We start from the raw sequence: 23,901 nt of genomic DNA on the forward strand, positions 1-23,901 counted from the left end.
GACAGACCTTAGATGACGATCAATATCATTCTGCTGGGGCCGCCCGGTGCCGGCAAGGGAACGCAGGCCCGCAAGCTGGTCGATGATCGCGGCCTCGTGCAGTTGTCCACGGGCGACATGCTGCGGGCGGCGCGCTCCTCGGGGACCGAGATGGGCAAGCGCGTGGCCGAGGTCATGGATCGCGGCCAGCTGGTCACGGACGAGATCGTCATCGGGCTGATCCGCGAGAAACTGTCCGAGGGCGGCAACGGCTTCATCTTCGACGGCTTCCCGCGCACGCTGGCCCAGGCCGATGCGCTTGGACATCTGCTGGATGAAACCGGCATGGTGCTGGACGCGGTGATCGAGATGCAGGTCGATGACCAGGCGCTGGTCCGTCGCATCACCGGTCGATATACCTGCGGCAACTGCGGCGAGGTGTATCATGACGACACCAAGCCCACCAGGCGGGCGGGTGTTTGCGATGTCTGCGGCTCGACCGACCTGCGCCGCCGGGCCGACGACAACGAGGACAGCCTGAAGACGCGGCTTCTGGAATACTACAAGAAGACCTCGCCCCTGATCGGCTATTACTATGCCAAGGGCAAGCTTGCCCCGGTGGACGGACTGGCCGAAATGGACCAGGTTGCAGCCCAGATCGAGGGTGTGCTGCCCGTGTCAAGTGAAATCGCCACGGGCACTTGACGCCGCAGACAGCCGCCTATAAGTCACGGCATCTCGAAAGAGAATCGCCTGCGGAAGCGGGCGGACCGATCATCGGCCCGAAGGCATGGCTTTCGGGCCTTACGTTGTGAAAAAAGGTTCCGGCGCTACGGAACCGCAACCGATAAAGGAAAACGCGTGGCTCGTATTGCTGGCGTCAACATTCCGACCGGGAAACGCGTCCCGATCGCCCTGACCTATATCCATGGCATCGGCCCGATGTATGCCGAACAGATCTGCGAAGCCGTCGGCATTGACCGCGCGCGGCGCGTCAACGACCTGTCGGACGCCGAAGTTCTTCAGATCCGCGAGTACATCGACGCAAACCTGTCCGTCGAGGGCGACCTGCGCCGCGAAACCCAGATGAACATCAAGCGCATGATGGATCTGGGTTCGTATCGCGGCCTGCGTCACCGCCGCGGCCTGCCGGTTCGCGGTCAGCGCACCCACACCAATGCCCGCACCCGCAAAGGTCCGGCGAAGCCCATCGCTGGCAAGAAGAAATAAGGGGTAGAGGATATGGCACGCGACAAAACCCGCATGAAGCGCAAGGAACGCAAGAACATCGCCACCGGCGTTGCGCATGTGAACTCCTCCTTCAACAACACCAAGATCCTGATCTCGGACGTGCAGGGCAACGCGATCTCGTGGTCGTCAGCCGGCACCATGGGCTTCAAGGGCTCGCGCAAGTCGACCCCCTACGCCGCGCAGATGGCCGCCGAAGACGCGGGCCGCAAGGCGCAGGAACATGGCGTCCGCACGCTGGAAGTCGAAGTCCAGGGCCCCGGCTCGGGCCGCGAATCGGCTTTGCGCGCACTGGCGTCGGTCGGCTTCAACATCACCGCGATCCGCGACGTGACGCCGATCGCGCATAACGGCTGCCGCCCCCCGAAGCGCCGCCGCGTCTGATCGCAGATCACACTTACCCGGACCGCGCCTTGGGCGCGGTTCGGTCTTTACGTTTTCAACCTCGGGCGTTTCCGGCCAAGGACATGGGGCGGGGACAAGAATGGAGGCAAACGCATGATCCACAAGAATTGGGCCGAGCTGATCAAGCCGACTCAGCTGGTCGTCAAGCCGGGCGCGGATGCCACCCGCACCGCCACGCTGGTGGCCGAGCCCCTGGAGCGCGGCTTCGGCCTGACGCTGGGCAACGCGCTGCGCCGCGTGCTGCTGTCGTCGCTGCAGGGCGGGGCGATCACCTCGGTCCAGATCGACAACGTCCTGCATGAATTCAGCAGCGTCGCCGGCGTCCGCGAGGACGTGACCGACATCGTCCTGAACCTCAAGGGCGTGACGCTGAAGATGGACGTGGAAGGGCCCAAGCGGCTGACCCTGTCCGCCAAGGGCCCGGGCGAGGTCAAGGCCTCCGACATCCAGGAGACCGCCGGCATTACCGTCCTGAACCGCGACCACGTCATCTGCCACCTGGACGACGGCGCCGAGCTGAACATGGAACTGACGGTCCAGACCGGCAAGGGCTATGTCGCCGCCGACAAGAACCGCCCCGAGGATGCGCCCATCGGCCTGATCCCGATCGACGCCATCTTCTCGCCCGTGAAGCGCGTCAGCTACGAAGTCACGCCGACCCGCGAGGGCCAGGTGCTGGACTATGACAAGCTGACCATGAAGATCGAAACAGACGGCTCGCTGACCCCGGAAGACGCCGTGGCCTATGCCGCGCGCATCGTCCAGGACCAGCTGTCGGTCTTCGTGAACTTCGACGAGCCCGAGTCGGCCAACCGCCAGGACAGCGACGAGGGTCTGGAGTTCGATCCGCGCCTGCTGAAGAAGGTGGACGAGCTGGAACTGTCGGTGCGTTCGGCCAACTGCCTGAAGAACGACAACATCGTCTATATCGGCGACCTGATCCAGAAGACCGAAGCGGAGATGCTGCGCACCCCGAACTTCGGCCGCAAGTCGCTGAACGAGATCAAGGAAGTCCTGTCGGGCATGGGCCTGCACCTGGGCATGGATGTCGTCGACTGGCCGCCGGAGAACATCGAGGACCTGGCCAAGCGTTTCGACGACCAGTTTTAAGGTAGCGGTGCGTGTGAACACGCACCCTGCCTGAAGCCTGTAGGGTGCGTGCTTGCACGCGCCTTGCGACAAGAAGGGCATCCCGCCCCAAGGAGAGCGGCCCGCACGCATGGGCTGCCGGACAAAGCAAAAGACGTAAACGGAGAATCATCATGCGTCACGCCCGTGGCTATCGCCGCCTCAACCGCACCCACGAACACCGCAAGGCGCTGTTCGCCAACATGGCCGGCTCGCTCATCGAGCACGAGCAGATCAAGACCACCCTGCCCAAGGCCAAGGAACTGCGCCCGATCGTCGAGAAGCTGATCACGCTCGCCAAGCGCGGTGACCTGCACGCCCGCCGCCAGGCCGCTGCCCAGCTGAAGCAGGACCAGCACGTCGCCAAGCTGTTCGAGGTTCTGGGCGCGCGCTACAAGGACCGTCAGGGCGGCTATGTCCGCGTGCTGAAGGCCGGCTTCCGCTATGGCGACATGGCACCGATGGCGATCATCGAGTTCGTGGATCGCGACACCTCGGCCAAGGGCGCCGCGGACCGCGCCCGTGTCGAGGCCGAGTCGGCCGACGCCGAATAAGCGCATCCCCTCGCGAATCATGCGCCCCGCGGCTTTTCAGCCTGCGGGGCATTTTTCGTCATGCTGCGACAAATTGCACATCTTTTCCGAAGCTGCCGCCATCTGCACCAAGGCTTGCGCAACGTCATTCTTCTCGTCGGATGTCAGGGGCATCGCCAGCAACTGCTGGCGAAGATCGGCTGGGAGCGCGTTCAATCCGCTGGATGGCCGCATTGGTGGGATCTCCCATCCCATTAATGATATGGCAACAATTACGCGTCACTACTAGATTGTACGTTGACGGTTCCGAACGCAATTTGTCTAAAAAGTCATGTCATCACGCGCAGATATCAATGCAGGCTTGCGGAAGCTGGGGAAACTTGCCCCGGCCGGCTATTTTGTCGGGCTGCACATCCGCTTCGCCGCCCCCCTGATGCAGTTCCAGACCTATGCCGAGGAATGGTCCGATTTCTATTCCCAGAACGGCTATGCGCTGCGTGACCCGACGATTGCATGGGGCTTTTCCACGACGGGCGCCTGCCGCTGGTCCAGCCTGCCGATTCCGGATCCGTTCAACATTCTCAAGGATGCAGCGAACCACGGCCTGACCTTCGGGCTGACGGTATCCTGCGGTCCGATCAATTCCCGCACCATCGCCAGCTTCGCGCGCGATGACCGCGAGTTCACGGATGACGAGATCGCCGAGATCTCGACCACGGTACGTCGGCTTCACGATTCAACGGAGCCGCCGGCGAGCCTGACAAAGGCTCAGAAAGAAGCCCTTCGTTGCGTTGCGGAGGGCGATCGTCATGCAGCAGCGGCAGCCAAACTTGGCATCACCGAAAGCGCGTTCAAAGCCAGGCTGATCTCGGTCCGCGAAAGACTGAAGGCACGCACGACGGCCGAGGCGCTGCAAAGGGCCAAGGAATACCGTCTGCTCTAGGCCATCGCCCAGGGGAACCGTGATGTGGGGAAGGGTCACCCTCGCACCCCAGGAGTACGACCATGCAGACGACCACGCTTTCTTTTTCGAACCTCCACAACCATGGCGAGTTGTTCGCCAACCTGTTTCGCGCGCGGAAGCAAAGCTTCATCATCCAGAAGAACTGGGACCTGCCCGAAGCCGACGACATGGAGTTCGACCAGTACGACACGCCCCAGAGCCGCTGGATCGCCGTTCACGACAAAGGCGAGGTGCTGGCAGGCTTCCGCCTGACCCCCACGACCGCCCGCTGCGGCATCTACAGCTACATGATCCGCGATGCGCAGAAGGGCATCCTGGGCGGGTCGATCCCGCAGGACCTTCTGGATGGCGAGGCTCCGGTGGACGATCTGGTGTGGGAATGTTCGCGCGTGTTCGTCAGCCATGACATCCCGCAGAGCTATCGCCGCAAGGTCCATTTCAAGATGGTCGAGGCGATGACGGGCTCGGCCCGCGAGCTGGGCGCCACCAAGCTGATCGCGCTGACCGGGGCCAGCTGGCCGCGCTGGTATGGCCGCTGCGGTCTGGAGGCCGAGGCCATTGGCCGGGTCATGTGGATCGACGATGCCAACTTCCAGTGCGTCGCGATCAATCTGGCACCAAAGATGCACTGAGGCCAGCACATCTTGTGCGGCGAGGCCCAGCGGGCGTAATATGGTGTATCATGCCCGACCTGTTCGACGCCAGCACCTCGTCCGAGCCACCGCCCACCCCGGCGGTACGACCCTTGGCCGATCGTATTCGCCCGGTGCGCATGGGCGATGTGATCGGCCAGGACAAGGTCCTTGGCCCGGACGGACCGCTGGGGTCGATGCTGGCGTCGGGCAGCCTGTCGTCGCTGATCCTCTGGGGGCCGCCGGGCGTCGGCAAGACGACCATCGCGCGGCTTCTGGCGGATGAGACCCGCCTGACCTTCGTTCAGATCAGCGCGATCTTTTCGGGCGTACCGGAACTGCGCAAGGTCTTTGAGTCCGCGAAACTGCGGCGCCAGCAGGGCCGCGGCACGCTGCTGTTCGTGGACGAGATCCACCGCTTCAACAAGGCGCAGCAGGACAGCTTCCTGCCCCACATGGAGGATGGCACGATCCTTCTGGTCGGGGCGACGACCGAGAATCCCTCCTTCGAACTGAACGCCGCGCTGATGTCGCGGGCGCAGGTGATCGTGCTGGAGCGCCTGTCGCTGCGTGATCTGGAACTGCTGGCGCAGCGCGCGGAACGCGAACTGGGCCGCAAGCTGCCCCTGACCGGCGAGGCGCGCGACGCGCTGCTGGAGATGGCCGACGGCGACGGCCGCGCCGCCTTGAACCTGATCGAGCAGGTGGCCGCCTGGAGGACCGACAAGCCGGTCGATGCGTCCGCCATGGCGCAACGGCTGATGCGACGGGCCGCGAAATACGACAAGTCGGGGGACGAGCATTACAACCTGATCTCGGCCCTGCACAAATCGGTGCGCGGCAGCGATCCCGACGCGGCGCTGTACTGGCTGGCCCGAATGCTGGAAGGGGGCGAGGATCCCCGTTACCTTGCCCGCCGCATCACCCGCATGGCGGTCGAGGATATCGGCCTGGCCGATCCGGCCGCGCAGCGCCATTGCCTGGATGCCTGGGCGCTTTATGAACGGCTTGGCAGCCCGGAAGGCGAACTGGCCCTGGCGCAGGCCGTGATCTACCTGGCGCTGGCCCCGAAATCCAACGCGGGCTATGTGGCCTACAAGGCCGCCCGCGCCGAGGCGCGGCGCACGGGCAGCCTGATGCCCCCCGCCCATATCCTGAACGCGCCGACCCAGATGATGAAGGACCAGGGCTATGGCGCGGGCTATGCCTATGACCACGATGCCGAGGACGGCTTCAGCGGCCAGAACTATTTCCCCGAGGGCATGAAGCGGCCCGTGCTTTATACCCCGGTCGAGCGCGGCTTCGAGCGCGAACTGAAGAAGCGGCTCGACTGGTTCGTGTCGCAGCGGTTGAAGCGCGGCGGTTGACTTTGCGCCCAAGGGGCCACAGTTACGCGCCATGATGAACCCATATCTTCAGGTCGCCATCGGCGGCGCCATCGGATCGGTGGCGCGCCTCGGCATGTATCGTGCGATGCCCCCCGGCGGCCTGCCGCTGGCGACATTCGCCGTCAATGTCGCAGGCAGCCTTGTCATGGGCCTGCTGGCGGCACTGCTGGCCGTGCGGGGCGGGGCCTGGGCGCCCTTGCTGCTGACCGGCGTCCTGGGCGGGTTCACCACCTTTTCGGCCTTCTCGCTGGACGCCGTGACACTCTGGGAACGGGGGCAGGGGGGCCTGGCGGTTCTTTATGTCGCAGGCTCGGTGATCCTGTCGCTGGCCGCAGTCTTGATCGGCCTGACCATCGGACGAGGAATCTTCGCATGAGCGGCGTCCAGACCATCCGCGTCGGCGGTGACGAGGGCGAACAGCGCCTCGACCGCTGGCTGAAGAAACGCTTTCCGCAGCTGACGCAGGGCGCCGTCGAGAAGATGTGCCGCACCGGGCAGTTGCGCGTCGATGGCGGCAGGGTCAAGGCGGCCACCCGCCTTGAGGCGGGGCAGGAGGTTCGCGTGCCGCCGCTGCCCGAGGCGACGGCGGAGCGTCCCAAGCCTGAGGGTCCGCGCATCCCGCAGTCGGACCAGCAGATGATCCAGGCGGCGGTGCTGTGGAAGGACGAACATATCATCGCGCTGAACAAGCCTCCGGGGCTGCCCAGCCAGGGCGGCAGCGGGCAGGGCGACCGGCATGTGGACGGGCTGACGGCGGCGCTGATGTTCGGCTTCAAGGATCGCCCCAAGCTGGTGCACCGGCTGGACAAGGACACCTCGGGCGTCCTGCTGCTGGCGCGGACCGATCGCGTCGCGCGCGCGCTGTCCGAGGCGTTCCGGTCCCGCACCACGCGCAAGATCTATTGGGCGGCCGTCGCGGGCGTGCCGAACCCGCGCATGGGCACGGTCCGATTTGGTCTGGTCAAGGCGCCGGGCCATGGCCGGGGCGGCGAGGGCGAGAAGATGATCGCCGTCCATCCCCGCGACATCGACAAGACCGAGGGGGCGAAGCGCGCGACCACCGATTATGCCGTGCTGGACGCGCTTGGCACGCGCGTCAGCTGGTGTGCCTTGGTTCCGATCACCGGGCGGACGCATCAGTTGCGCGCGCATATGGCGGAACTGGGCCATCCGATCGTGGGCGACGGCAAATACGGCGGCTCGGGGCAGGAGAACCTGGGCGATGGCTGGGGCGCTCAGCTAGGGGGCGAGATCAGCCGCAAGCTGCACCTGCACGCCCGCAGCATCAGCTTCGACCACCCGATCACGAAGAAGCGCATCACCCTGACGGCGCCCCTGCCGGAGCACATGGCGCGGACCTGGCGGACACTGGGCTGGCACGAGAACGACGTGCCGGACGATCCCTTCGCGGATATCGAATGAAGCTGGTCGTCTTTGACGTCGACGGCACGCTGGTTGACAGCCAGCACCATATCCACGGCGCCATGACGGCCGCCTTCGAGGGCGCGGGGCTGGATCCCCTGCCAAGGGAAGCCGTGCTGCAGATCGTCGGCCTGTCGCTGCCGGTCGCGGTGGCGCACCTGGCGCGGGGGCATGACGCGGCTACGCAGGCGCGGATCGTGGAAGGTTATCGCACGGCCTTCATGCAGGCGCGGCTGATTGAGCAGGCGCCGCTTTATCCCGGCGCGCGGGACTGTCTGGACCGGCTGGCCGGGCGGGACGACACCCTGCTGGCCGTGGCCACGGGCAAGTCGCGGCGCGGCCTTGCGGCGATGATCCAGGCGCATGGGCTGGAGGGCCGCTTTGTCAGCCTCCAGACGGCGGACGACCACCCGTCGAAACCCCACCCGGCGATGCTGCTGGCCGCCCTTGCCGAGACGGGCGTTCCCGTCACGGATGCGGTGATGATCGGCGATACCAGCTTTGACATGGACATGGCACGGGCGGCGGGAATGACCGGCTTTGGCGTCGGCTGGGGCTATCACGCGCCGGACCTGCTGACAGGTTCCGGGGCCGCGCTTGTCGCGGCGGATTTTGCGGATTTGGGCCAGGCAGTGGCAAGGTGGGCAGCATGAGCGAATGGAAAGCGCGGCGGTTCTGGAAGGCATCCTCGGTCAGGCCCGCCGATGACGGGTTCGAGGTGGCGCTGGACGACCGCCCCCTGAGAACCCCCGGCAAGCTGCCGCTGATCCTGCCCACATCCGGACTGGCGGCGGCGGTCGCGGCGGAGTGGGACGCGCAGGCCGATGTGATCGACCCCTACACCATGCCGCTGACCCGCGCGGCCAATTCGGCGGTGGAAAAGGTCGCTCCTCAGTTTGCCGGTGTGGCAGGCATGCTTGCCGAATACGGGGGCACCGACCTGCTGTCCTATCGCGCCGACCAGCCTGCGGAACTGGCCCGGCGCCAGGCCGAGGCCTGGGACCCCCTGATCGACTGGGCCGCGACCGAGTTGCGCGCGCCCCTGCGCATCACCTATGGCGTCATCCCGGTCCGGCAGGACGAGCAGTCCCTGGCGCGGCTGCATCAGCATCTTGCTGAGCTGGACGTCTTCGGCCTGACCGCGCTGCATGATCTTGTGACGCTGCCCGGATCGCTGATCCTGGGCCTAGCCGTCATCCGCGGCCGGATCGACGCGGAAACGGCGTTCCGCATCTGCCGCATTGACGAGGATTTCCAGGCCGAACGCTGGGGCCAGGACGACGAGGCGGCCGATGCCGCCGAAAGCCGCAGGGTTGCGATGCTGGTTGCAGAGCGGCTGTGGCACCTGTCCCGCCGCGGTTGAAACTGCCCGGCCCTTGGGCGTCGCGCTTGACGCATCGGGAAGGATCAGCACTATGTTGCCTATGGGATGTCCTTCGGGGCTTCCAAATGACAAGTCCGGGCGCCAAGGTCCGGGCGTCGCCGACGGGGAAACCCTGCAACGGCGGCAGCCAACAAAGGGGTAGAAATGAAGACTTCGGTTTTTCTGGGGACAGTTGCCGCTGCCACGCTGATGGCAGGCGCGGGAATGGCCGATACGTTGGCCGACGTGAAGGCGCGCGGTGAACTGAACTGCGGCGTGAACACCGGCCTTGTCGGCTTTGCCGCGCCCGATGCGAATGGCAACTGGACGGGGTTCGACGTCGATATCTGCAAGGCCGTGGCCGCTGCGGTGCTGGGCGATCCGGCCAAGGTGAAATACGTGCCCACGACCGGCCAGACCCGCTTCACCGCCCTGTCCTCGGGCGAGGTGGATCTGCTGGCGCGGAACTCGACCTGGACCTTCTCGCGCGATACCGACCTCAAGCTGGATTTCATCGGCGTCAACTACTACGACGGCCAGGGCTTCATGGTCCGCAAGGACCTGGGCGTGACCTCGGCCAAGGAACTGGACGGCGCGACCGTCTGCATCCAGACCGGCACCACCACGGAACTGAACCTGGCCGATTACTTCAAGGCCAACAACATGACCTACCAGCCGGTCAACATCGACAGCAACGCCGAGGGCGAGCAGCAGTACATGGCCGGCGCCTGCGACGCCTACACGACCGACGCTTCGGGCCTTGCCGCCACCCGCGCGGCCTTCGCGGACCCGGAAAACCACATCATCCTGCCCGAGATCATCTCGAAGGAACCGCTTGGACCGGCCGTGCGCCACGGTGACAACAACTGGGGCGACATCGTCCGCTGGACGCTCTACGCGCTGGTCGCGGCCGAGGAATACGGCATCACCTCGAAGAACATCGAGGAACTGGCCAAGTCCTCGCAGAACCCCGAGGTCCAGCGCCTTCTGGGCGTGACCGACGACCTGGGCGCGATGATCGGGCTGGACAAGGACTGGGCCAAGCGCGCCATCCTGGCCAGCGGCAACTATGGCGAGATCTTCGCGGCCAATATCGGGGAACAGACCCCGATCGGTCTGGCACGCGGGCTGAACGCCCAGTGGACGCAGGGCGGGCTGATGTATGCGATGCCCTTCAGGTAAGGCATAGCCACGACCAAGGGGGCGCATCCGCGCCCCCTTTCGCATGACAAGACCGGTTGCAACAAAAGCTGCCACAACAAGGCAAGACCGGCTGCAGGGGTAGAAGAATGACGGACCTTTCAGTGCCGGCGACCACGCCGTTCCGGCCAAGCATGCTGATCTATGATCGGCGCTATCGGTCGATGACCTTTCAGGTGATCGTGTTCATCCTGGTGATGGCGCTGGCCTGGTGGCTGGTCAACAACACGATCCGCAACCTGGCGGCCTTGGGCAAGGATTTCAACTTCGGCTTCCTGTGGCAGCGCGCGGGCTATGACATCCCGCAGACGCCGATCCCCTATACCTCGAACGACACGCATCTGCGGGCGGCGGCCGTCGGGCTGCTGAACACGCTGATCGTGTCGATCCTCGGCTGCATCGCGGCCACCGTGGTGGGCATCATCGCGGGCGTGGCGCGGCTATCCAAGAACTGGCTGATCGCCCGGCTGATGACCGTCTATGTCGAGGCCTTCCGCAACGTGCCGCTGCTGTTGTGGATCCTGATCGTCTTCGCGATCTTCACCGAGGTCATGCCCCCGCCCAATGCCTTCCGGGGGGAAAATCCCACGGCAAGCATGATCCTGTTCGACAATGTGGCGCTGACGAACCGCTATACCGCGATCCCGACGCTGGGCATGACAAACGACCCGGGCAGCCTGGATCTGGGCGCGCGTATCACGATCAGCTGGGCCACGCTGGCCTTTGCCGTGGTGCTGGTCGCGGGCTGGATCGCCAGGCGGATGATCGGGGCCTGGGCGCAGCAGATCCAGGACCGAACCGGCAGCCGGCCCACCACTTGGTGGATGAGCTTGGGCGTCATGACGGTGCCTTCGCTGCTGCTGATCTGGTATTTCGGCCTGCACCTGATCCCGCCGACCTTGAAGGGCTTCAACTTCACCGGCGGGCTGAACGTGCAGAACGGCCTTGTCGCGCTGTGGCTGGCCCTGACGCTCTATACCGGGGCCTTCATCGCGGAAATCGTGCGGGCCGGGATCCTGGCCGTCAGCCGCGGGCAGTCCGAGGCGGCCTTTGCCCTGGGCCTGCGGCCGGGCCGCACAATGAACCTGGTGATCCTGCCGCAGGCGCTGCGGGTGATCATCCCGCCGCTGATTTCCCAGTACCTGAACCTGACCAAGAACAGCTCTCTGGCGATCGCCGTGGGCTACATGGACATCAAGGGCACGCTGGGCGGCACCACGCTGAACCAGACGGGGCGGGAACTGGAAGCCATTGTGCTGATGATGGGGGTCTATCTGGTGCTCAGCCTGAGCATCTCGGCCGGGATGAACCTGTTCAACGCCCGCGTGAAGCTGAAGGAGCGGTGAGATGAGCGAGACCCACGCCCAGACCGTTCCCTTCGTGCGCGACACCATGCTGCCGCCAGCCGATCCCCCGGTGCGAGAGGCGGGGGCCGTCCGCTGGCTGCGGGAAAACCTGTTTTCCGGGCCGCTGAACACGATCCTGACCCTGCTGGGGGGCCTGATCGTCTGGTTCCTGGTCAGCCATTTCTGGGACTGGTTCGCCCATTCAGTCTGGAACGCGAACAGTCTGGCGGAATGCCGCCAGATCATCGCCGAAACCTGGGGCGAGGGGGCGCGCGGCGCCTGCTGGGCCGTGATCCGCGAACGCTGGAACCAGTATGTCTATGGTTTCTACCCGGTCGAACTTTACTGGCGCCCGACCATGACCTTCGGCCTGCTGTTCGTGGCGCTGGCACCGGTGCTGTTTTCGGAATCGGTCTGGATCCGGCGCGTGGTGCTGGTCATCACGACCGTGCTGACGCTGTGGCTGATGGTCGCCTTGGGCGCGCCCGCCGCCTGGCTGGTCTTTGCCGCCGTCGTGCTGGTCGGCGCGATCCTGATCTCGGAACGTCATCCGGCCTGGCTGCTGGTCTTCTCGATCCTTTATCCGCTGCTGGGGGTGTGGCTCCTGTGGGGCGGGTCGGCCTGGGGGCCGATCATGGTGCTGGTCGGGCCGGTGCTGGGCTGGATCGCCTGGCGGCTGCTTGGCCGCGTTTCCAGCCTGATCGCGACGATTGTGGCGCTGATCGTGCCGCTGGTCTGGTGGATCGTCTTTGCGGGCGATGCCGCGCGCGACGCGGAAAGCCTGGTGTCTCTGGCGATCCCCGCCGTCGACTCGGACCGCTTCGGGGGCTTCCTGCTGTCGATCACCATCGGCGTGGCGGGCATCGCCATGTCGCTGCCTCTGGGCATCGTGCTGGCCCTGGCGCGGCGGTCCGACATGTTCCTGGTCAAGACGCTGGCGGTGATCTTCATCGAGTTCATCCGCGGCGTGCCGCTGATCGCGCTGCTGTTCGTGGCATCCCTGCTGCTGAACTACTTCCTGCCGCCGGGAACGACCTTCGACATCATCCTGCGCGTCATCATCATGGTCACGCTGTTTTCCGCCGCCTACATGGCCGAGGTGATCCGGGGCGGCCTGGCCGCCCTGCCACGGGGCCAGTACGAGGCGGCGGATGCCCTGGGCCTGGACTACTGGAAGGCGCAGCGGCTGATCGTCCTGCCGCAGGCGCTGAAGATCTCGATCCCCGGCATCGTGTCCACCTTCATCGGCATGTTCAAGGACACCACGTTGGTGACCTTCGTGGGCCTCTATGATCCGCTGAAATCCATGTCCGACGCGGTGCGCGCCAGCACAAGCTGGAAGGGCATCTACTGGGAGCCTTACATCTTCGTCGGCTTCATCTTCTTTCTGATCTGCTTCTGCATGTCGCGATATTCGATGTATCTCGAACGCCGGCTGCATCGCGACCACAGGTAAGGACCACCGCTCATGAGCGAAGACATCACCCGCAAGATCGACCGCAGCCACATGCAGGTCAGCGACGAGGTTGCGATCGACATCCGCAACATGAACAAGTGGTACGGCAATTTCCACGTGCTGCGCGACATCGACCTGACCGTTCACCGGGGCGAGCGGATCGTGATCGCCGGCCCCTCGGGGTCGGGCAAGTCCACCCTGATCCGCTGCATCAACCGGCTGGAGGAACACCAGTCCGGCCATATCGTCGTGGACGGGATCGAACTGACCAATGACATCAAGAACATCGACAAGGTGCGGTCGGAAGTCGGCATGGTCTTCCAGCACTTCAACCTGTTCCCGCACCTGACCGTGCTGGAGAACTGCACGCTGGCGCCCATCTGGGTGCGCAAGGTGCCCAGGAAACAGGCCGAGGCGACGGCCATGAAGTTCCTGGAAAAGGTCAAGATCCCCGAACAGGCCGGGAAATATCCGGGACAGTTGTCGGGCGGCCAGCAGCAGCGCGTGGCCATCGCCCGCTCGCTCTGCATGCAGCCCAAGATCATGCTGTTCGACGAACCGACATCGGCGCTTGACCCCGAGATGATCAAGGAGGTTCTAGACACGATGATCGAATTGGCCGAGGAGGGAATGACGATGCTGTGCGTGACGCACGAGATGGGCTTTGCCCAGGCCGTGGCCAACCGCGTGATCTTCATGGACCAGGGCCAGATCGTCGAGCAGAACGAACCGCGCGAGTTCTTCAACAATCCCAAGTCGGAACGCACCAAGCTGTTCCTGAGCCAGATCCTGGGGCACTAGGGGGCGAGGCCGGAGGTTTCACACCCCCCCAAGCCTGCCGCATGTCGGCAGGCGTTCGCCGCTGGAAAAGGTCCACTGGACCTTTTTCCGGGCGCGTCTCACGCTCCGTGGGATATTTCCGCCAGAATGAAGGATCAGCGCCGCCCGTCGAGGCGGACGAAATCCATCACGCTGCCCTGGCCGGGTTCGATCTGCGACCAGTTGTCCACCTGGAAATCGACGACCAGCGTGGCAGCGGTCGGAAAGCGGCGGAAGTCGGGATCCATCGGCAGGCGCGCGGGCAGAAGCGCCGCGAATTCGGAGATGCCCGGATTGTGGCCCAGCATCATCACCGTCGGATATGTGGCGGTTTTCAGGATCGTCAGCATCTTTTCGGGGGTTGCGTGATACAGCCCCGGCTCGATCCTGAGGACGGGGCGCACCTCCAGCGGCGCGCTTGCGATCACGGCCCAGGTTTCCTGCGTGCGGGCAGCCGAGGAACACAGGACTTCTTCGGGCTCGTAGCCGCGCGAGGCCATCCAGTCGCCAAGCGCGCGGGCCGAACGGCGGCCGCGATCGTTCAGCGGGCGGTCGTGATCGGCCAGTGCCGGGTCATCCCAGGCCGACTTGGCATGGCGCGTCAGGATCAGCCGTCGATGTCCAAGCGGTGTCATAAGTTAGCAGGTCCCCGTTTCAAGCCGATGTGGACGCAGCCTGCCATTCCGCCGCGTCTTCGGCAAGGCGATGCGTGGCCTAAAGCGACGCCTCGCCCTGGCGCAGACCGCGCGGCCGGGTGCTGGCCGGGGTGGACCGGATCAGGCTGCCCGCGCCATGTTCGGTGAACAGTTCCAGCAGGGTGGCGTTGGGCACGCGGCCGTCCAGGATCACCACGGCCCGCACCCCGTCCTGCAGGGCCTTCAGCGCGGTTTCGGTCTTGGGGATCATGCCGCCCGCGATGGTGCCGTCGGCGATCATGTCGCGGACCTGGTCGGGATGGAGCTGGGTCAGGACCTCGCCGTTCTTGTCCTTGACGCCGGAAACATCGGTCAGCAGCAAAAGCCGGTCGGCGCGCAGGGCGCCCGCGATGGCGCCCGCGGCCGTGTCGCCATTGACGTTGAAGGTCTCGTTGTCGGCCATGCCGGTGGCGACGGGAGCAATGACCGGGATCATGCCCGCCTTGTAGAGGTCGCGGATGATCTGGACGTTCATCTCGACGGGGCGGCCGACGAAGCCCAGCTCGGGGTCGTCCGCCTCGCAGACCATCAGGTCGTCGTCCTTGCCGCTGATGCCGACGGCGCGGCCACCGGCGTCGTTGATGGCCTGGACGATGCGCTTGTTGACCAGGCCGGACAGCACCATCTCGACGACCTCCACCGTTTCCTTGGTGGTCACGCGCTTGCCGCGCACGAAGGTGCTTTGGATGCCAAGCTTGCCCAGCAATTCGTTGATCATCGGGCCGCCGCCATGGCAGACGACCGGGTTCATGCCGACCTGCTTCATCAGCACGATGTCGCGGGCGAATTCGGCCATCGCCTCGTCATCGCCCATGGCATTGCCGCCGAACTTCACGACAACAACCGCGCCGGAATAGCGTTGCAGATAGGGCAGGGCCTCGGAAAGGGTGCGAGCGGTGGCGGTCCAGTCCCGGTTCATGTTCTGCGTTCTCATCCTTGGCCCCTTGTCGACGGGCGGACCCTAGGGCGCATCGGCGGATCAGTCCAGACGCGTTTAGTCGAGGCTGGCGATGATCGCGCGCAGGGTCGTGATGCCTTGGCCCTTCTCGGACGAGGTCACGACGATCTGCGGGAAGGCCGCCGGATGCTTCTGCAATTCGGTCTCGACCTGTTCCAGGACTGGCTTGATGGCGTTGGGGCCCAGTTTGTCGGCCTTGGTCAGCACGACCTGAAAGGGCACGGCGGACTTGTCCAGCAAGGTCATGATCTCGTGATCGACGGGTTTTACGCCGTGTCGCGAATCGATCAGGCAGAAGGCGCGGCGCAGCGTCGGGCGCCCGGCGAGATAGCTCTTCAGCAGCGCCTGCCACTTGGCGACAACGGCGACCGGTGCCTTGGCAAAGCCATAGCCCGGAAGGTCCACCAGATAGCTGTGCTCGCCCAGGGTGAAGTAGTTTATCTCTTGCGTGCGCCCAGGCGTGTTCGAGGCACGGGCCAAGCCCTTGCGACCCGTCAGCGCGTTGATCAGGCTGGACTTGCCTGCGTTGCTGCGGCCCGCGAAGCAGACCTCGGGGCGGTCGGCGGGGGGCAGGCCGTCCATGGCGACCACGCCCTTGAGGAAATCGACGGGGCCCGCGAACAGCAGGCGCGCGGCTTCTGCGGCGTCCTCATCGGGCTCGAGGGCGACGGGAAAGGCGACCTTCATGCCGTGACCTCGTCACCCAGGGCGATTTCGCCACCCGTGACGACCTCGGCGAAGATGCCGAAATCGGTATGGCCATAAAGGCTTTCCAGCGTGGTAAGCATGTCGATGTCGGAGTCCCCGATTTCGGTATTGGCGCTGGTCGCATCGCAGCGGCCGATCTGGTCGGTCACGCGCAGTTCGACACTGCCGATGCGGATGATCTGGCCGATCAGTTCGCGTTCCGCCCAAGGCTGCCAGCCATCCACCCACAGGTTGCCGCGCCAGCGGTGGATGCCAAGCGGCTGGCCCGTGCGGGCTTCCAGCTCGGCAAGGCTCGCCAGCGACAGGACCGAGATCCAGGGCCATTTCTGGTCCGTCCAGATCGCCGCGCCGCGCACAAGGCGCGTGGGGGCGGGTGCACCGGTCGGCCACAAGGGCCGCAGCCATTCGACCAGCCGGTCGCTGTCGGTCTCGGGGTCGATCACCAGATCGGCCTGCATCGGCTGGCGCAAGGTCAGCAGGCCATCCGTCCAGCCGCCGCTGATCGCCTGCACCTGCGGCGACTGCACGCCGCGGACGAAGCAGGACTTCGGCAGCCAGCGGTCAGGCTCGCCCCCCGTCTGACTGGCCTGGGCGTTGCGCTCGCCAGCTTCCGTCAGCACGGCCCATTCCCGGTCGCCCGGCAGGCGGCGGGCGGCCGCCAGGGTCACGCGGTCCAGCCCCTCTCCGCCGATCGACTTGATCGGGTGGCGGCGGATATGGGCCAGACGTGCCGTCACTTGCTGTCCTTCTTCGGTCGCGCGGGGATCGAGGACTTGATGTTGCCGAACAGGTCCGGCCGGTGGCCGTGCATCGACATGATCGTGTACTGCTGCGCGATCGTGATCAGGTTGTTGGTGATCCAGTAGAGCACCAGGCCCGAGGCGAAGCCGCCCAGCATGAACATGAAGATCCAGGGCATCCAGGCGAAGATCATCTTCTGCGCCGGGTCGGCCGGGGTCGGGTTCAGGCGCTGTTGCAGCCACATGCTGATGCCCAGCACGATCGCAAGCGCGGGAAGCGACAGCGAATGCAGCAGCGTGCCTTGGGCCGGGGGCGCGAAGGGCAGCAGGCCGAACAGGTTCAACAGCGAGGAGGGATCGGGCGCGGCAAGGTCGTGGATCCAGCCGATCCAGGGCGCGTGGCGCAGTTCGATGGTGACAAAGATCACCTTGTAGAGCGCGAAGAAGATCGGGACCTGCAGCAGCACGGGCAGGCAGCCCGCGGCGGGGTTCACCTTCTCGCGCTTGTAAAGCTCCATCATCTCCTTCTGGAACTTCATGCGGTCGTCGCCGGTCCGTTCCTTCAGCGCCTCCAGCTGCGGCTGCAGTTCCTTCATCTTCGCCATCGAGATGTAGGACTTGCGCGCCAGCGGGAAGACCAGGGTCTTGAGGATAAAGGTCAGCGCGATGATCGACCAGCCCATGTTGCCGATCATGCCATGCAGCCAGTGCAGCAGGCGGAAGATCGGCTTGGTCAGGAAGTAGAACCAGCCCCAGTCGATCGAATCGACGAAACGCTGGATGCCGGGGGTTTCCTGATAACCGTTGATCACCTCCCAGACCTTGGCGCCCGCGAACAGGTAGCTGTCGGAATTGACCTGGGTGCCGGGCTGGACGGTCTGCATCGGATAGCGGGCTTCGGTCTGGAAGATGTCCGCGCCTTCGGCATATTTCACGACCGAGGTGAAGGCTTGTCCCGGCGCCGGGGCCAGCGTCGTCATCCAGTACTTGTCGGTGAAGCCGACCCAGCCGTTGCTGGTGACTTCGTTCACCGCGGCCCGGCCCTCGCGGTCCATGGGGTCCAGTTCGGCGATCTTGTCGTATTTCAGTTCCAGCAACTCGCCGTCGTTCATGCCGACGGCGCCTTCGTGCAGAACGAAGAAGTTCTGCGTGTCGGGGCGGCTGTGGCGGGCGATGATGCCATAGGGCGCGGCCGTGAAGGCCGCGTCGCCGTTGTTCTGCAGGCTGTGGCTGACGGTGAACAGATAGTTGTCATCGACCTGGAAGGTGCGCCGGAAGATTTGGCCCGCGCCGTTGTCCCAGGCCAGCGTGACGGGCTGGCCGGGGGCAAGGGTGTCGCCCGATTCCACGGTCCAGACGGTCGAGGGGCCGGGAACCAGCGCCGGATCGACGCCGGGTCCGGGGGTCCAGCCATAGACGGCGTAATAGGGCTTGGCCTCGCCCGTCTGGATGTCCGCCGTGGCGGTGGCAGACGAGGGCGACAGCAGCCGGACGTTGGGCGAATTGTCGTCCAGCGTCTCGCGGTACCTGGTCAGCAGCAGGTCGTCGATGCGGCCACCGGCCAGCGAGATCGAGCCCGAGAGCGCGGGCGTCTGGATCCGCACCCGGCCCGCCTGCGGGGCGGCGCCGGCGGGCACCGCGCCCAGGTCGGCGGGCAGCGTGCTGCTTTCCGGGTTGGCCAGCGGCACATCCTGGGTGCGGGTTTCGACCGCGACCGGCTGTTCGGCCGTGGGGGCCGGGGGCTCGGGCGCGAAGACCGTGTACCAGACCAAGATCACCAGAAACGACAGCACCGTCGCCAGGATCAGATTGCGGTTGTTGTCTTCCATTCCGTCACCAAGCCTTTGCGCGTCAGTCGCGCCGCTTCAACAGAAGGGGCGCCTAAAGGTCAAGCGGATTTGCCCCGGAAGGCCAGCATCCGCACGGGATTGCGATGCGTCACAGGTCCCGCAACTGCGGGATATCGTCGGGCGCCGCCGATCCCGCGCCGGGGAACAGCGATGCGAAGTCGAACAGCTTCGGGTCCAGAAGGTGCGAGGGGCGCACGTTCATCAGCGCGCGGAACATGACCTGCCGGCGGCCGGGGGTCCGCGACTCCCATTCGTCCAGCAGGCGCTTCACCTGGACGCGCTGCAAGCCTTCCTGGCTGCCGCACAGGTCGCAGGGAATGATGGGATAGTTCATCGCCCGCGAAAACCGCTCGCAATCGGCCTCGGCCACATAGGCGAGGGGGCGCAGCACGGTCAGGTCGCCGTCCTCGTTCAGCAGCTTCGGCGGCATGGTCGCCAGCCTGCCGCCGTGGAACAGGTTCATGAAGAAGGTTTCCAGGATGTCGTCGCGGTGATGGCCCAGGACCACGGCGGAACAGCCTTCCTCGCGCGCAATGCGATACAGGTTGCCCCGGCGCAGGCGCGAGCACAGTGAACACATGGTCCCGCCGGGTGCGATCTTGTCCGTGACGATGGAATAGGTGTCCTGGTATTCGATCCGGTGGGTCACGTCGCGTTCAGTCAGGAACCGCGGCAGCACGGTCGCCGGAAAGTTCGGCTGGCCCTGGTCCAGGTTGCAGGCCAGCAGATCGACCGGCAGCAGCCCGCGCCATTTCAGTTCATGCAGGACGGCCAGCAGGGTATAGCTGTCCTTGCCGCCCGAGAGACACACCAGCCAGCGGTCGCCGGGCCGGATCATGCCGTAGTCCTCGATCGCGGCGCGGGTTTCGCGCACCAGCCGCTTGCGCAGCTTGCGGAACTCGGTCGAGGAAGGGGCGCCCGCGAACAGCGGGTGGATCTCGGTCGACTCGTCAGTGTCGTCCAGCATGGGAATGCCTTTCGTGGTCGGGGTCGGAGCCCGGCACCGGATCATAGCCCGCGCCGCCCCAGGGATGACAGCGCCCGATGCGGCGGGCCGCCAGCCAGGTGCCGCGAAGGGCGCCGTGGCGCGACAGCGCATCTAGGGCATAGGCGGAACAGGTCGGCTGGAAGCGGCAGCCATGCCCGACCCAGGGAGAGGCCACCAGCCGATAGGCCCGGACCGGCATTGCCAGCAGATGGGCCAGCGGGCTCATGGATGAATCTTCCGCAGCGCGTTCGTCAGGTCGCGGCAGAGGTCGGCGAAATCGCGGCTGACCGTCGCCTCGGGCCGGCCGACAAGGACATAGTCCCAGCCTTGCCGCGCGCCCTGGGGCAGATGCAGGCGCGCGATCTCTCGCAGGCGCCGCTTGGCCCGGTTGCGCATCACCGCATTGCCGATCTTCTTGGAGCAGGTGAAGCCCACGCGGAAGGGTGCGCCGTCGCCGCGGTCGCGCGCCTGCAGCAGAAAGCCGGGCGTGCCCTGCCGCACGGCCCGCGAGGCCGCCAGGAAATCGGCGCGCTTGGCGATGACCTGTGGCATCGACATGCGAAATGCCGCCGTGCCGTCATCCTCGGGTCGCGCAGGGGCAACGGGATGGGGCAGGGGCGGCATATCGAAAGCCCTTGGATCGGCGGGATTGGCCCGCCGCAAAAGGATCAGGCCGACAGGCGCTTGCGGCCCTTGGCGCGGCGGCGGTTCAGCACCAGACGGCCGCCTTTGGTCGCCATGCGGGCGCGAAAGCCGTGACGGTGCGCACGAACGAGGTTCGAGGGTTGAAAGGTGCGCTTCATGGTCAATCTCCGGGGTCGTATCTGCGGGTGGCGGGCGGCAGTGGCGGAATTGCAAAATCCCACCCTGCACGCGAACGCGCCGGTTGTTTGAAGTCCGCTGGATAGATCACCCGGCCCGTCCCGTCAACCGCCATGGCGGGGCCATTTGCAGAATGTCCTTTTCCACCCGGGCAGGAACCTGCTTATGATCACATTCGTTTGATGTGCAAACGGGGGCCACCGGGCCGAAACACGCGTGTTCGACGCGATGACAATCAAGAATACATGCGACTGAATACGATCACTGGCCGATTCGCCGCGCTGACGATCATCTTCGTGATGTTGGCGGAACTGTTCATCCTGCTTCCTGCCCTGGCCAGCTTTCGGCTCGATTATCTCGAATCGCGCTTGGAGCGGGCGCAGATCGCCAGCCTTGCCTTGCTGGCGACCGACGAATCGCTGGCCAGCGACCTGGAATCGGAACTGCTGCAGAATGCCGGGGTCTTCAACGTGGTCCTGCGCCGGAACGACATCCGCCAGCTTGTCCTGTCCTCGCCCATCCCGGGACCTGTCGCCCAGACCTATGACCTGCGCGAGGACGGCGTGCCGCAGACCATCGGCGATGCCCTTGGCACCCTGCTGAACCGCCGGAACGAGGTGATCCGCGTCATCGGCTCGCCCGTCAACCAAGCGGGCCAGCTGATCGAGATCACCATGGAAACCGCGCCGCTGCGGACCGCGATGATCGACTATGGCATCCGCCTGCTGCTGCTTTCGGCGGCTTTCTCGATCCTGACGGCGGTCTTGCTGAACCTGGCCGTGCAGCGGATGGTGCTGGTGCCGATCCGGCGCGTGATCAGCCACATGGTCTCCTATGCCCAGGCACCCGAGGACCCGCGCCATATCATCACCCCCGATGCCCGGCTGGTGGAGCTGCGCGATGCCGAAACCGCGATGGAATCGATGCAGAAGACGGTCACGTCCTCGCTGAAGCAACGCGAAAGGATGGCGCAGCTGGGGGAGGCGGTGGCCAAGATCAGCCACGACCTGCGCAACATCCTGACCACCGCGCAGATCTTCGCGGACCGGCTGGAAGACAGCGGCGATCCCAAGGTCAGGCGCGCGGCGCCCAAGCTCGTCAACTCGATCAGTCGCGCCGTGAACCTGTGCGAAACCACGCTGGCCTTCGGCAAGGCCGAGGAGCCTGCCCCCACGCTGTCGCGCTTTCCGCTGGCGCAACTGGCGGCCGAGGTGATCGAGGCCGAGTCGCTGGCCAGCGATGCGGCGGCGAAGGTCGAATTCCTGACCGACATCCCGCCCACCCTGACCATCCGCGCCGACCGCGACCAGTTGTATCGCGTGCTGGCGAACCTGACGCGGAACGCGCGCCAGGCCATCGAGGGCACCGGCCAGCCCGGCACGGTCGAGATCGGCGCGGGCGAGACGGACAACGACTGGTGGATCCGCGTGGGCGACACCGGCCCCGGCCTGCCCGAAAAGGCCCGGGAATACCTGTTCAAGCCCTTTTCGGGCAGTGTGCGCAAGGGTGGCACGGGCTTGGGGCTGACGATCGCGGCCGATCTGGTCCGGGGCCATGGCGGGCGACTGGATCTGGTCCGCAGCGATGCCGAGGGAAGCCAGTTCATGATCCATATCCCGCGCGACATCGCGATCCTGCCAGCGCAGCAGGCGGTGGCATCGCGATAAAAACGGAAGCGGCGATGTTTTTTCGCGAAACCCCCCTTGCATCCCCCGGAACAGGCGGATAGATCACCGCCCTACGACGGACCCGTAGCTCAGCTGGATAGAGCACCAGACTACGAATCTGGGGGTCGGGCGTTCGAATCGCTCCGGGTCCGCCACCTTTCCTTCTGCATCACATGCTAGACAGACTGCCCTGCGGGGCGGCCCTGCCATGCGGTCAGAAGATGCCGGTCAGATACAGAACAATGATCACGATGACCGGCACGCCCAGCCACCAGGCGACAAGACCCTTCATGGAAACCTCCTGATATTCCGTGCTTCTGAAGCCAACGTCAGGTATTCGCCTGGGTTCCGCCGCGCCGGGCGGCCTTCATGCGGCGGCCTGCCTGGGCTATAGCGCTTGCCATGATCTATCGCGCCACCGCCGCCATTCTGGAACAGGGACTGCGCCTGCGCGCCATCGGGGGCGGAGAGGCGCTGCGGGACAGGCTTGCGCTGGACGGGATCGCACCGGCCGACATCTGGTTTCACGGCGCCTCGGTTGGAGAGCTGACCTCGGCCCGGCCGATCATCGAGGCGCTGGCGCAGACGCACCGGGTGCTGGTGACGGCCAACAGCCTGACCGGGCGGGACATGGCGGCGGGGTGGGGAACGACGGCGCGGCTGGCGCCTCTGGACCTGCCGGGCGCCCTGGCGCGCTTCCTGGACCAAGTTCGACCGCGCTTGCAGGTCACGGTCGAGGGAGAGTTCTGGCCGCTGCGGTCGCGGATGCTGGCCGGTCGCGGCATCCCGCAGGCGGTGATCGGGGCGCGCATGTCGGCGCGATCCGCGTCGCGCTGGCGGCGGCTGCCCCGCCTGATCGGGCCGGTCCTGCGGCGGCTGACGGTCCTCTCGGCGCAGGATGGCGGCAGCGAGGCGCGGTTGCGCGCGCTGGGCCTGCCCGACAGCGCCGTCCTTCCCGGGCTGGATCTGAAGCTGCTGACGCCCGCCGGGATCCGGCCGCCCCCGCCTTCGACATCCCGGGACCGGACGCTGCTGGCCGCCTCGACCCATGAGGGCGAGGAGGAGGCGGTGCTGGACGCCTGGCTGCGGGCGCGCCGTCAATACCCGGACCTGCGGCTGATCCTGGCGATCCGCCATCCGCGCCGGGGGGAGGAGGTCGCCAACCTGCTGGCCGCCCGCGGGATCGCCTTCGGGCGACGCTCTGCCGGGGGTGACGGGGGCGAGGTGCTGCTTGCCGATACGCTGGGGGAAATGGATCTCTGGTATGCGGCGGCGGGGCTTTGCTTTGTGGGCGGTTCCCTGACCGACCGGGGCGGCCATACGCCCTGGGAGCCTGCCGCCCATGCAAGCGCTATCCTGCACGGCCCCGATATCGGCAACTTCACCGACGCTTATGCAGCCCTTGGCGCGGCGGGTGCGGCGCTGCGGGTGGATGCCGGGACGCTGGGGGACCACCTGACGCGCCTTGCGAGCGATCCAGCGGAGGCCCGGCGGATGGGGCAAGCGGCGCGGCGGGTGCTGGACGACCGGGCGGGGGATCCCGCCGCGCTGGTCGGGCGCCTGCGGGAGCTTGCAGGGACGCGGGCCTGA

General features: G+C 65.9%; 27 protein-coding genes and 1 tRNA gene. 19 read left to right on the forward strand and 9 right to left on the reverse strand.

Annotated features, from left to right (window positions below; all coding sequences use genetic code 11):
• The first annotated feature begins 12 nt into the window (after nucleotides 1–12).
• The 16 genes from OU682_RS07560 (at nucleotide 13) to OU682_RS07635 (ending at nucleotide 13,865) form a co-directional block, all read left to right on the forward strand.
• Nucleotides 13–684 (forward strand): adenylate kinase, encoded by a 672-nt coding sequence (locus OU682_RS07560; RefSeq protein WP_268941462.1) that lies wholly within the window; start codon nucleotides 13–15, stop codon nucleotides 682–684.
• A gap of 156 nt (nucleotides 685–840) precedes the next feature.
• Nucleotides 841–1,209, forward strand: coding sequence for a 30S ribosomal protein S13 (rpsM, locus tag OU682_RS07565; RefSeq protein ID WP_207469462.1), 369 nt, complete (start codon nucleotides 841–843; stop codon nucleotides 1,207–1,209).
• 12 nt (nucleotides 1,210–1,221) lie between these two features.
• Nucleotides 1,222–1,611: a 30S ribosomal protein S11 gene (rpsK, locus tag OU682_RS07570; protein ID WP_089386342.1), complete on the forward strand. Its 390-nt coding sequence runs from the start codon at nucleotides 1,222–1,224 to the stop codon at nucleotides 1,609–1,611.
• 114 nt (nucleotides 1,612–1,725) lie between these two features.
• Entirely contained in the window at nucleotides 1,726–2,742 is a 1,017-nt protein-coding gene (locus tag OU682_RS07575; RefSeq protein ID WP_268941463.1) for a DNA-directed RNA polymerase subunit alpha, read from the forward strand.
• Nucleotides 2,743–2,894: 152 nt separating this feature from the next.
• Complete coding sequence (gene rplQ, locus OU682_RS07580; RefSeq protein ID WP_268941464.1) at nucleotides 2,895–3,314, forward strand: 50S ribosomal protein L17; 420 nt, start codon at nucleotides 2,895–2,897, stop codon at nucleotides 3,312–3,314.
• A gap of 310 nt (nucleotides 3,315–3,624) precedes the next feature.
• A complete protein-coding gene (locus tag OU682_RS07585) occupies nucleotides 3,625–4,236 on the forward strand; it encodes a helix-turn-helix transcriptional regulator (RefSeq protein WP_268941465.1) in 612 nt (203 codons plus the stop codon).
• Between the two features lie 62 nt (nucleotides 4,237–4,298).
• Nucleotides 4,299–4,889: an acyl-homoserine-lactone synthase gene (locus tag OU682_RS07590; protein ID WP_268941466.1), complete on the forward strand. Its 591-nt coding sequence runs from the start codon at nucleotides 4,299–4,301 to the stop codon at nucleotides 4,887–4,889.
• Between the two features lie 50 nt (nucleotides 4,890–4,939).
• Nucleotides 4,940–6,256, forward strand: coding sequence for a replication-associated recombination protein A (locus tag OU682_RS07595; protein ID WP_268941467.1), 1,317 nt, complete (start codon nucleotides 4,940–4,942; stop codon nucleotides 6,254–6,256).
• A 31-nt stretch (nucleotides 6,257–6,287) separates the two neighbouring features.
• A complete protein-coding gene (gene crcB / locus OU682_RS07600) occupies nucleotides 6,288–6,653 on the forward strand; it encodes a fluoride efflux transporter CrcB (protein WP_268941468.1) in 366 nt (121 codons plus the stop codon).
• Nucleotides 6,650–7,699 (forward strand): RluA family pseudouridine synthase, encoded by a 1,050-nt coding sequence (locus OU682_RS07605; RefSeq protein WP_268941469.1) that lies wholly within the window; start codon nucleotides 6,650–6,652, stop codon nucleotides 7,697–7,699. The genes crcB and OU682_RS07605 overlap by 4 nt, the downstream gene beginning before the upstream one ends.
• Nucleotides 7,696–8,352 carry an HAD-IA family hydrolase gene (locus tag OU682_RS07610; protein ID WP_268941470.1) on the forward strand — a complete coding sequence of 219 codons (657 nt, stop codon included), beginning with the start codon at nucleotides 7,696–7,698 and terminating at the stop codon, nucleotides 8,350–8,352. Before OU682_RS07605 ends, OU682_RS07610 begins: the two co-directional genes overlap by 4 nt.
• The gene (locus OU682_RS07615) at nucleotides 8,349–9,062 is read left to right on the forward strand and encodes an ATP12 family chaperone protein (RefSeq protein ID WP_268941471.1); all 714 of its coding nucleotides are present in this window, start codon (nucleotides 8,349–8,351) and stop codon (nucleotides 9,060–9,062) included. Before OU682_RS07610 ends, OU682_RS07615 begins: the two co-directional genes overlap by 4 nt.
• 165 nt (nucleotides 9,063–9,227) lie before the next feature.
• Nucleotides 9,228–10,244 carry an amino acid ABC transporter substrate-binding protein gene (locus OU682_RS07620; RefSeq protein WP_268941472.1) on the forward strand — a complete coding sequence of 339 codons (1,017 nt, stop codon included), beginning with the start codon at nucleotides 9,228–9,230 and terminating at the stop codon, nucleotides 10,242–10,244.
• Nucleotides 10,245–10,351: 107 nt separating this feature from the next.
• On the forward strand, nucleotides 10,352–11,608 hold the full coding sequence (locus OU682_RS07625) for an amino acid ABC transporter permease (RefSeq protein ID WP_268941473.1): 1,257 nt from the start codon (nucleotides 10,352–10,354) through the stop codon (nucleotides 11,606–11,608).
• Between the two features lies 1 nt (nucleotide 11,609).
• Nucleotides 11,610–13,064 carry an amino acid ABC transporter permease gene (locus OU682_RS07630; RefSeq protein ID WP_268941474.1) on the forward strand — a complete coding sequence of 485 codons (1,455 nt, stop codon included), beginning with the start codon at nucleotides 11,610–11,612 and terminating at the stop codon, nucleotides 13,062–13,064.
• Nucleotides 13,065–13,076: 12 nt separating this feature from the next.
• Nucleotides 13,077–13,865, forward strand: coding sequence for an amino acid ABC transporter ATP-binding protein (locus OU682_RS07635; protein ID WP_329609793.1), 789 nt, complete (start codon nucleotides 13,077–13,079; stop codon nucleotides 13,863–13,865).
• A 134-nt stretch (nucleotides 13,866–13,999) separates the two neighbouring features.
• Here the strand turns inward: OU682_RS07635 and OU682_RS07640 are convergent, their stop codons facing one another.
• From OU682_RS07640 to rpmH, 9 genes are all read right to left on the reverse strand, one after another.
• Nucleotides 14,000–14,518, reverse strand: coding sequence for a SixA phosphatase family protein (locus tag OU682_RS07640; protein WP_268941475.1), 519 nt, complete (start codon nucleotides 14,516–14,518; stop codon nucleotides 14,000–14,002).
• 79 nt (nucleotides 14,519–14,597) lie between these two features.
• Nucleotides 14,598–15,497, reverse strand: a complete 900-nt coding sequence (gene argB / locus OU682_RS07645) for an acetylglutamate kinase (protein ID WP_268941547.1) — start codon at nucleotides 15,495–15,497, stop codon at nucleotides 14,598–14,600.
• Between the two features lie 75 nt (nucleotides 15,498–15,572).
• The gene (gene yihA / locus OU682_RS07650) at nucleotides 15,573–16,223 is read right to left on the reverse strand and encodes a ribosome biogenesis GTP-binding protein YihA/YsxC (RefSeq protein WP_268941476.1); all 651 of its coding nucleotides are present in this window, start codon (nucleotides 16,221–16,223) and stop codon (nucleotides 15,573–15,575) included.
• On the reverse strand, nucleotides 16,220–16,981 hold the full coding sequence (locus OU682_RS07655; protein WP_268941477.1) for an MOSC domain-containing protein: 762 nt from the start codon (nucleotides 16,979–16,981) through the stop codon (nucleotides 16,220–16,222). Before OU682_RS07655 ends, yihA begins: the two co-directional genes overlap by 4 nt.
• On the reverse strand, nucleotides 16,978–18,813 hold the full coding sequence (gene yidC, locus OU682_RS07660) for a membrane protein insertase YidC (RefSeq protein WP_268941478.1): 1,836 nt from the start codon (nucleotides 18,811–18,813) through the stop codon (nucleotides 16,978–16,980). Before yidC ends, OU682_RS07655 begins: the two co-directional genes overlap by 4 nt.
• 109 nt (nucleotides 18,814–18,922) lie before the next feature.
• Nucleotides 18,923–19,801 carry a tRNA 2-thiocytidine(32) synthetase TtcA gene (ttcA, locus tag OU682_RS07665; RefSeq protein ID WP_268941479.1) on the reverse strand — a complete coding sequence of 293 codons (879 nt, stop codon included), beginning with the start codon at nucleotides 19,799–19,801 and terminating at the stop codon, nucleotides 18,923–18,925.
• Nucleotides 19,785–20,048 (reverse strand): membrane protein insertion efficiency factor YidD, encoded by a 264-nt coding sequence (yidD, locus tag OU682_RS07670; RefSeq protein ID WP_268941480.1) that lies wholly within the window; start codon nucleotides 20,046–20,048, stop codon nucleotides 19,785–19,787. The genes ttcA and yidD overlap by 17 nt, the downstream gene beginning before the upstream one ends.
• Nucleotides 20,045–20,446, reverse strand: a complete 402-nt coding sequence (gene rnpA, locus OU682_RS07675) for a ribonuclease P protein component (protein WP_371832217.1) — start codon at nucleotides 20,444–20,446, stop codon at nucleotides 20,045–20,047. The genes yidD and rnpA overlap by 4 nt, the downstream gene beginning before the upstream one ends.
• A 44-nt stretch (nucleotides 20,447–20,490) precedes the next feature.
• Nucleotides 20,491–20,625, reverse strand: a complete 135-nt coding sequence (gene rpmH, locus OU682_RS07680) for a 50S ribosomal protein L34 (RefSeq protein ID WP_268941481.1) — start codon at nucleotides 20,623–20,625, stop codon at nucleotides 20,491–20,493.
• A 264-nt stretch (nucleotides 20,626–20,889) separates the two neighbouring features.
• Here rpmH and OU682_RS07685 point away from each other — a divergent pair, with 264 nt between their 5' ends.
• From OU682_RS07685 to OU682_RS07695, 3 genes are all read left to right on the forward strand, one after another.
• Nucleotides 20,890–22,311: a sensor histidine kinase gene (locus OU682_RS07685; RefSeq protein WP_268941482.1), complete on the forward strand. Its 1,422-nt coding sequence runs from the start codon at nucleotides 20,890–20,892 to the stop codon at nucleotides 22,309–22,311.
• 78 nt (nucleotides 22,312–22,389) lie between these two features.
• Nucleotides 22,390–22,466: transfer RNA gene (locus tag OU682_RS07690), tRNA-Arg, on the forward strand.
• Between the two features lie 214 nt (nucleotides 22,467–22,680).
• Nucleotides 22,681–23,901 (forward strand): 3-deoxy-D-manno-octulosonic acid transferase, encoded by a 1,221-nt coding sequence (locus tag OU682_RS07695; protein ID WP_268941483.1) that lies wholly within the window; start codon nucleotides 22,681–22,683, stop codon nucleotides 23,899–23,901.

It is taken from the genome of Paracoccus benzoatiresistens, from assembly GCF_026913015.1.
Classification (GTDB): domain Bacteria; phylum Pseudomonadota; class Alphaproteobacteria; order Rhodobacterales; family Rhodobacteraceae; genus Paracoccus; species Paracoccus benzoatiresistens.

Coding starts and splice junctions, on each gene's coding strand:
- OU682_RS07640 (WP_268941475.1), bottom strand. CDS start 14,518: ATGACACCGCTTGGACATCGACGGCTGATCCTGACGCGCCATGCCAAG.
- OU682_RS07560 (WP_268941462.1), top strand. CDS start 13: ATGACGATCAATATCATTCTGCTGGGGCCGCCCGGTGCCGGCAAGGGA.
- rpmH (WP_268941481.1), bottom strand. CDS start 20,625: ATGAAGCGCACCTTTCAACCCTCGAACCTCGTTCGTGCGCACCGTCAC.
- rnpA (WP_371832217.1), bottom strand. CDS start 20,446: ATGCCGCCCCTGCCCCATCCCGTTGCCCCTGCGCGACCCGAGGATGAC.
- OU682_RS07605 (WP_268941469.1), top strand. CDS start 6,650: ATGAGCGGCGTCCAGACCATCCGCGTCGGCGGTGACGAGGGCGAACAG.
- yihA (WP_268941476.1), bottom strand. CDS start 16,223: ATGAAGGTCGCCTTTCCCGTCGCCCTCGAGCCCGATGAGGACGCCGCA.
- OU682_RS07685 (WP_268941482.1), top strand. CDS start 20,890: ATGCGACTGAATACGATCACTGGCCGATTCGCCGCGCTGACGATCATC.
- OU682_RS07575 (WP_268941463.1), top strand. CDS start 1,726: ATGATCCACAAGAATTGGGCCGAGCTGATCAAGCCGACTCAGCTGGTC.
- OU682_RS07695 (WP_268941483.1), top strand. CDS start 22,681: ATGCGGCGGCCTGCCTGGGCTATAGCGCTTGCCATGATCTATCGCGCC.
- OU682_RS07620 (WP_268941472.1), top strand. CDS start 9,228: ATGAAGACTTCGGTTTTTCTGGGGACAGTTGCCGCTGCCACGCTGATG.
- OU682_RS07635 (WP_329609793.1), top strand. CDS start 13,077: ATGAGCGAAGACATCACCCGCAAGATCGACCGCAGCCACATGCAGGTC.
- rpsK (WP_089386342.1), top strand. CDS start 1,222: ATGGCACGCGACAAAACCCGCATGAAGCGCAAGGAACGCAAGAACATC.
- crcB (WP_268941468.1), top strand. CDS start 6,288: ATGATGAACCCATATCTTCAGGTCGCCATCGGCGGCGCCATCGGATCG.
- OU682_RS07595 (WP_268941467.1), top strand. CDS start 4,940: ATGCCCGACCTGTTCGACGCCAGCACCTCGTCCGAGCCACCGCCCACC.
- OU682_RS07630 (WP_268941474.1), top strand. CDS start 11,610: ATGAGCGAGACCCACGCCCAGACCGTTCCCTTCGTGCGCGACACCATG.
- OU682_RS07625 (WP_268941473.1), top strand. CDS start 10,352: ATGACGGACCTTTCAGTGCCGGCGACCACGCCGTTCCGGCCAAGCATG.
- OU682_RS07610 (WP_268941470.1), top strand. CDS start 7,696: ATGAAGCTGGTCGTCTTTGACGTCGACGGCACGCTGGTTGACAGCCAG.
- yidD (WP_268941480.1), bottom strand. CDS start 20,048: ATGAGCCCGCTGGCCCATCTGCTGGCAATGCCGGTCCGGGCCTATCGG.
- yidC (WP_268941478.1), bottom strand. CDS start 18,813: ATGGAAGACAACAACCGCAATCTGATCCTGGCGACGGTGCTGTCGTTT.
- rplQ (WP_268941464.1), top strand. CDS start 2,895: ATGCGTCACGCCCGTGGCTATCGCCGCCTCAACCGCACCCACGAACAC.
- OU682_RS07585 (WP_268941465.1), top strand. CDS start 3,625: ATGTCATCACGCGCAGATATCAATGCAGGCTTGCGGAAGCTGGGGAAA.
- OU682_RS07590 (WP_268941466.1), top strand. CDS start 4,299: ATGCAGACGACCACGCTTTCTTTTTCGAACCTCCACAACCATGGCGAG.
- OU682_RS07615 (WP_268941471.1), top strand. CDS start 8,349: ATGAGCGAATGGAAAGCGCGGCGGTTCTGGAAGGCATCCTCGGTCAGG.
- argB (WP_268941547.1), bottom strand. CDS start 15,497: ATGAACCGGGACTGGACCGCCACCGCTCGCACCCTTTCCGAGGCCCTG.
- ttcA (WP_268941479.1), bottom strand. CDS start 19,801: ATGCTGGACGACACTGACGAGTCGACCGAGATCCACCCGCTGTTCGCG.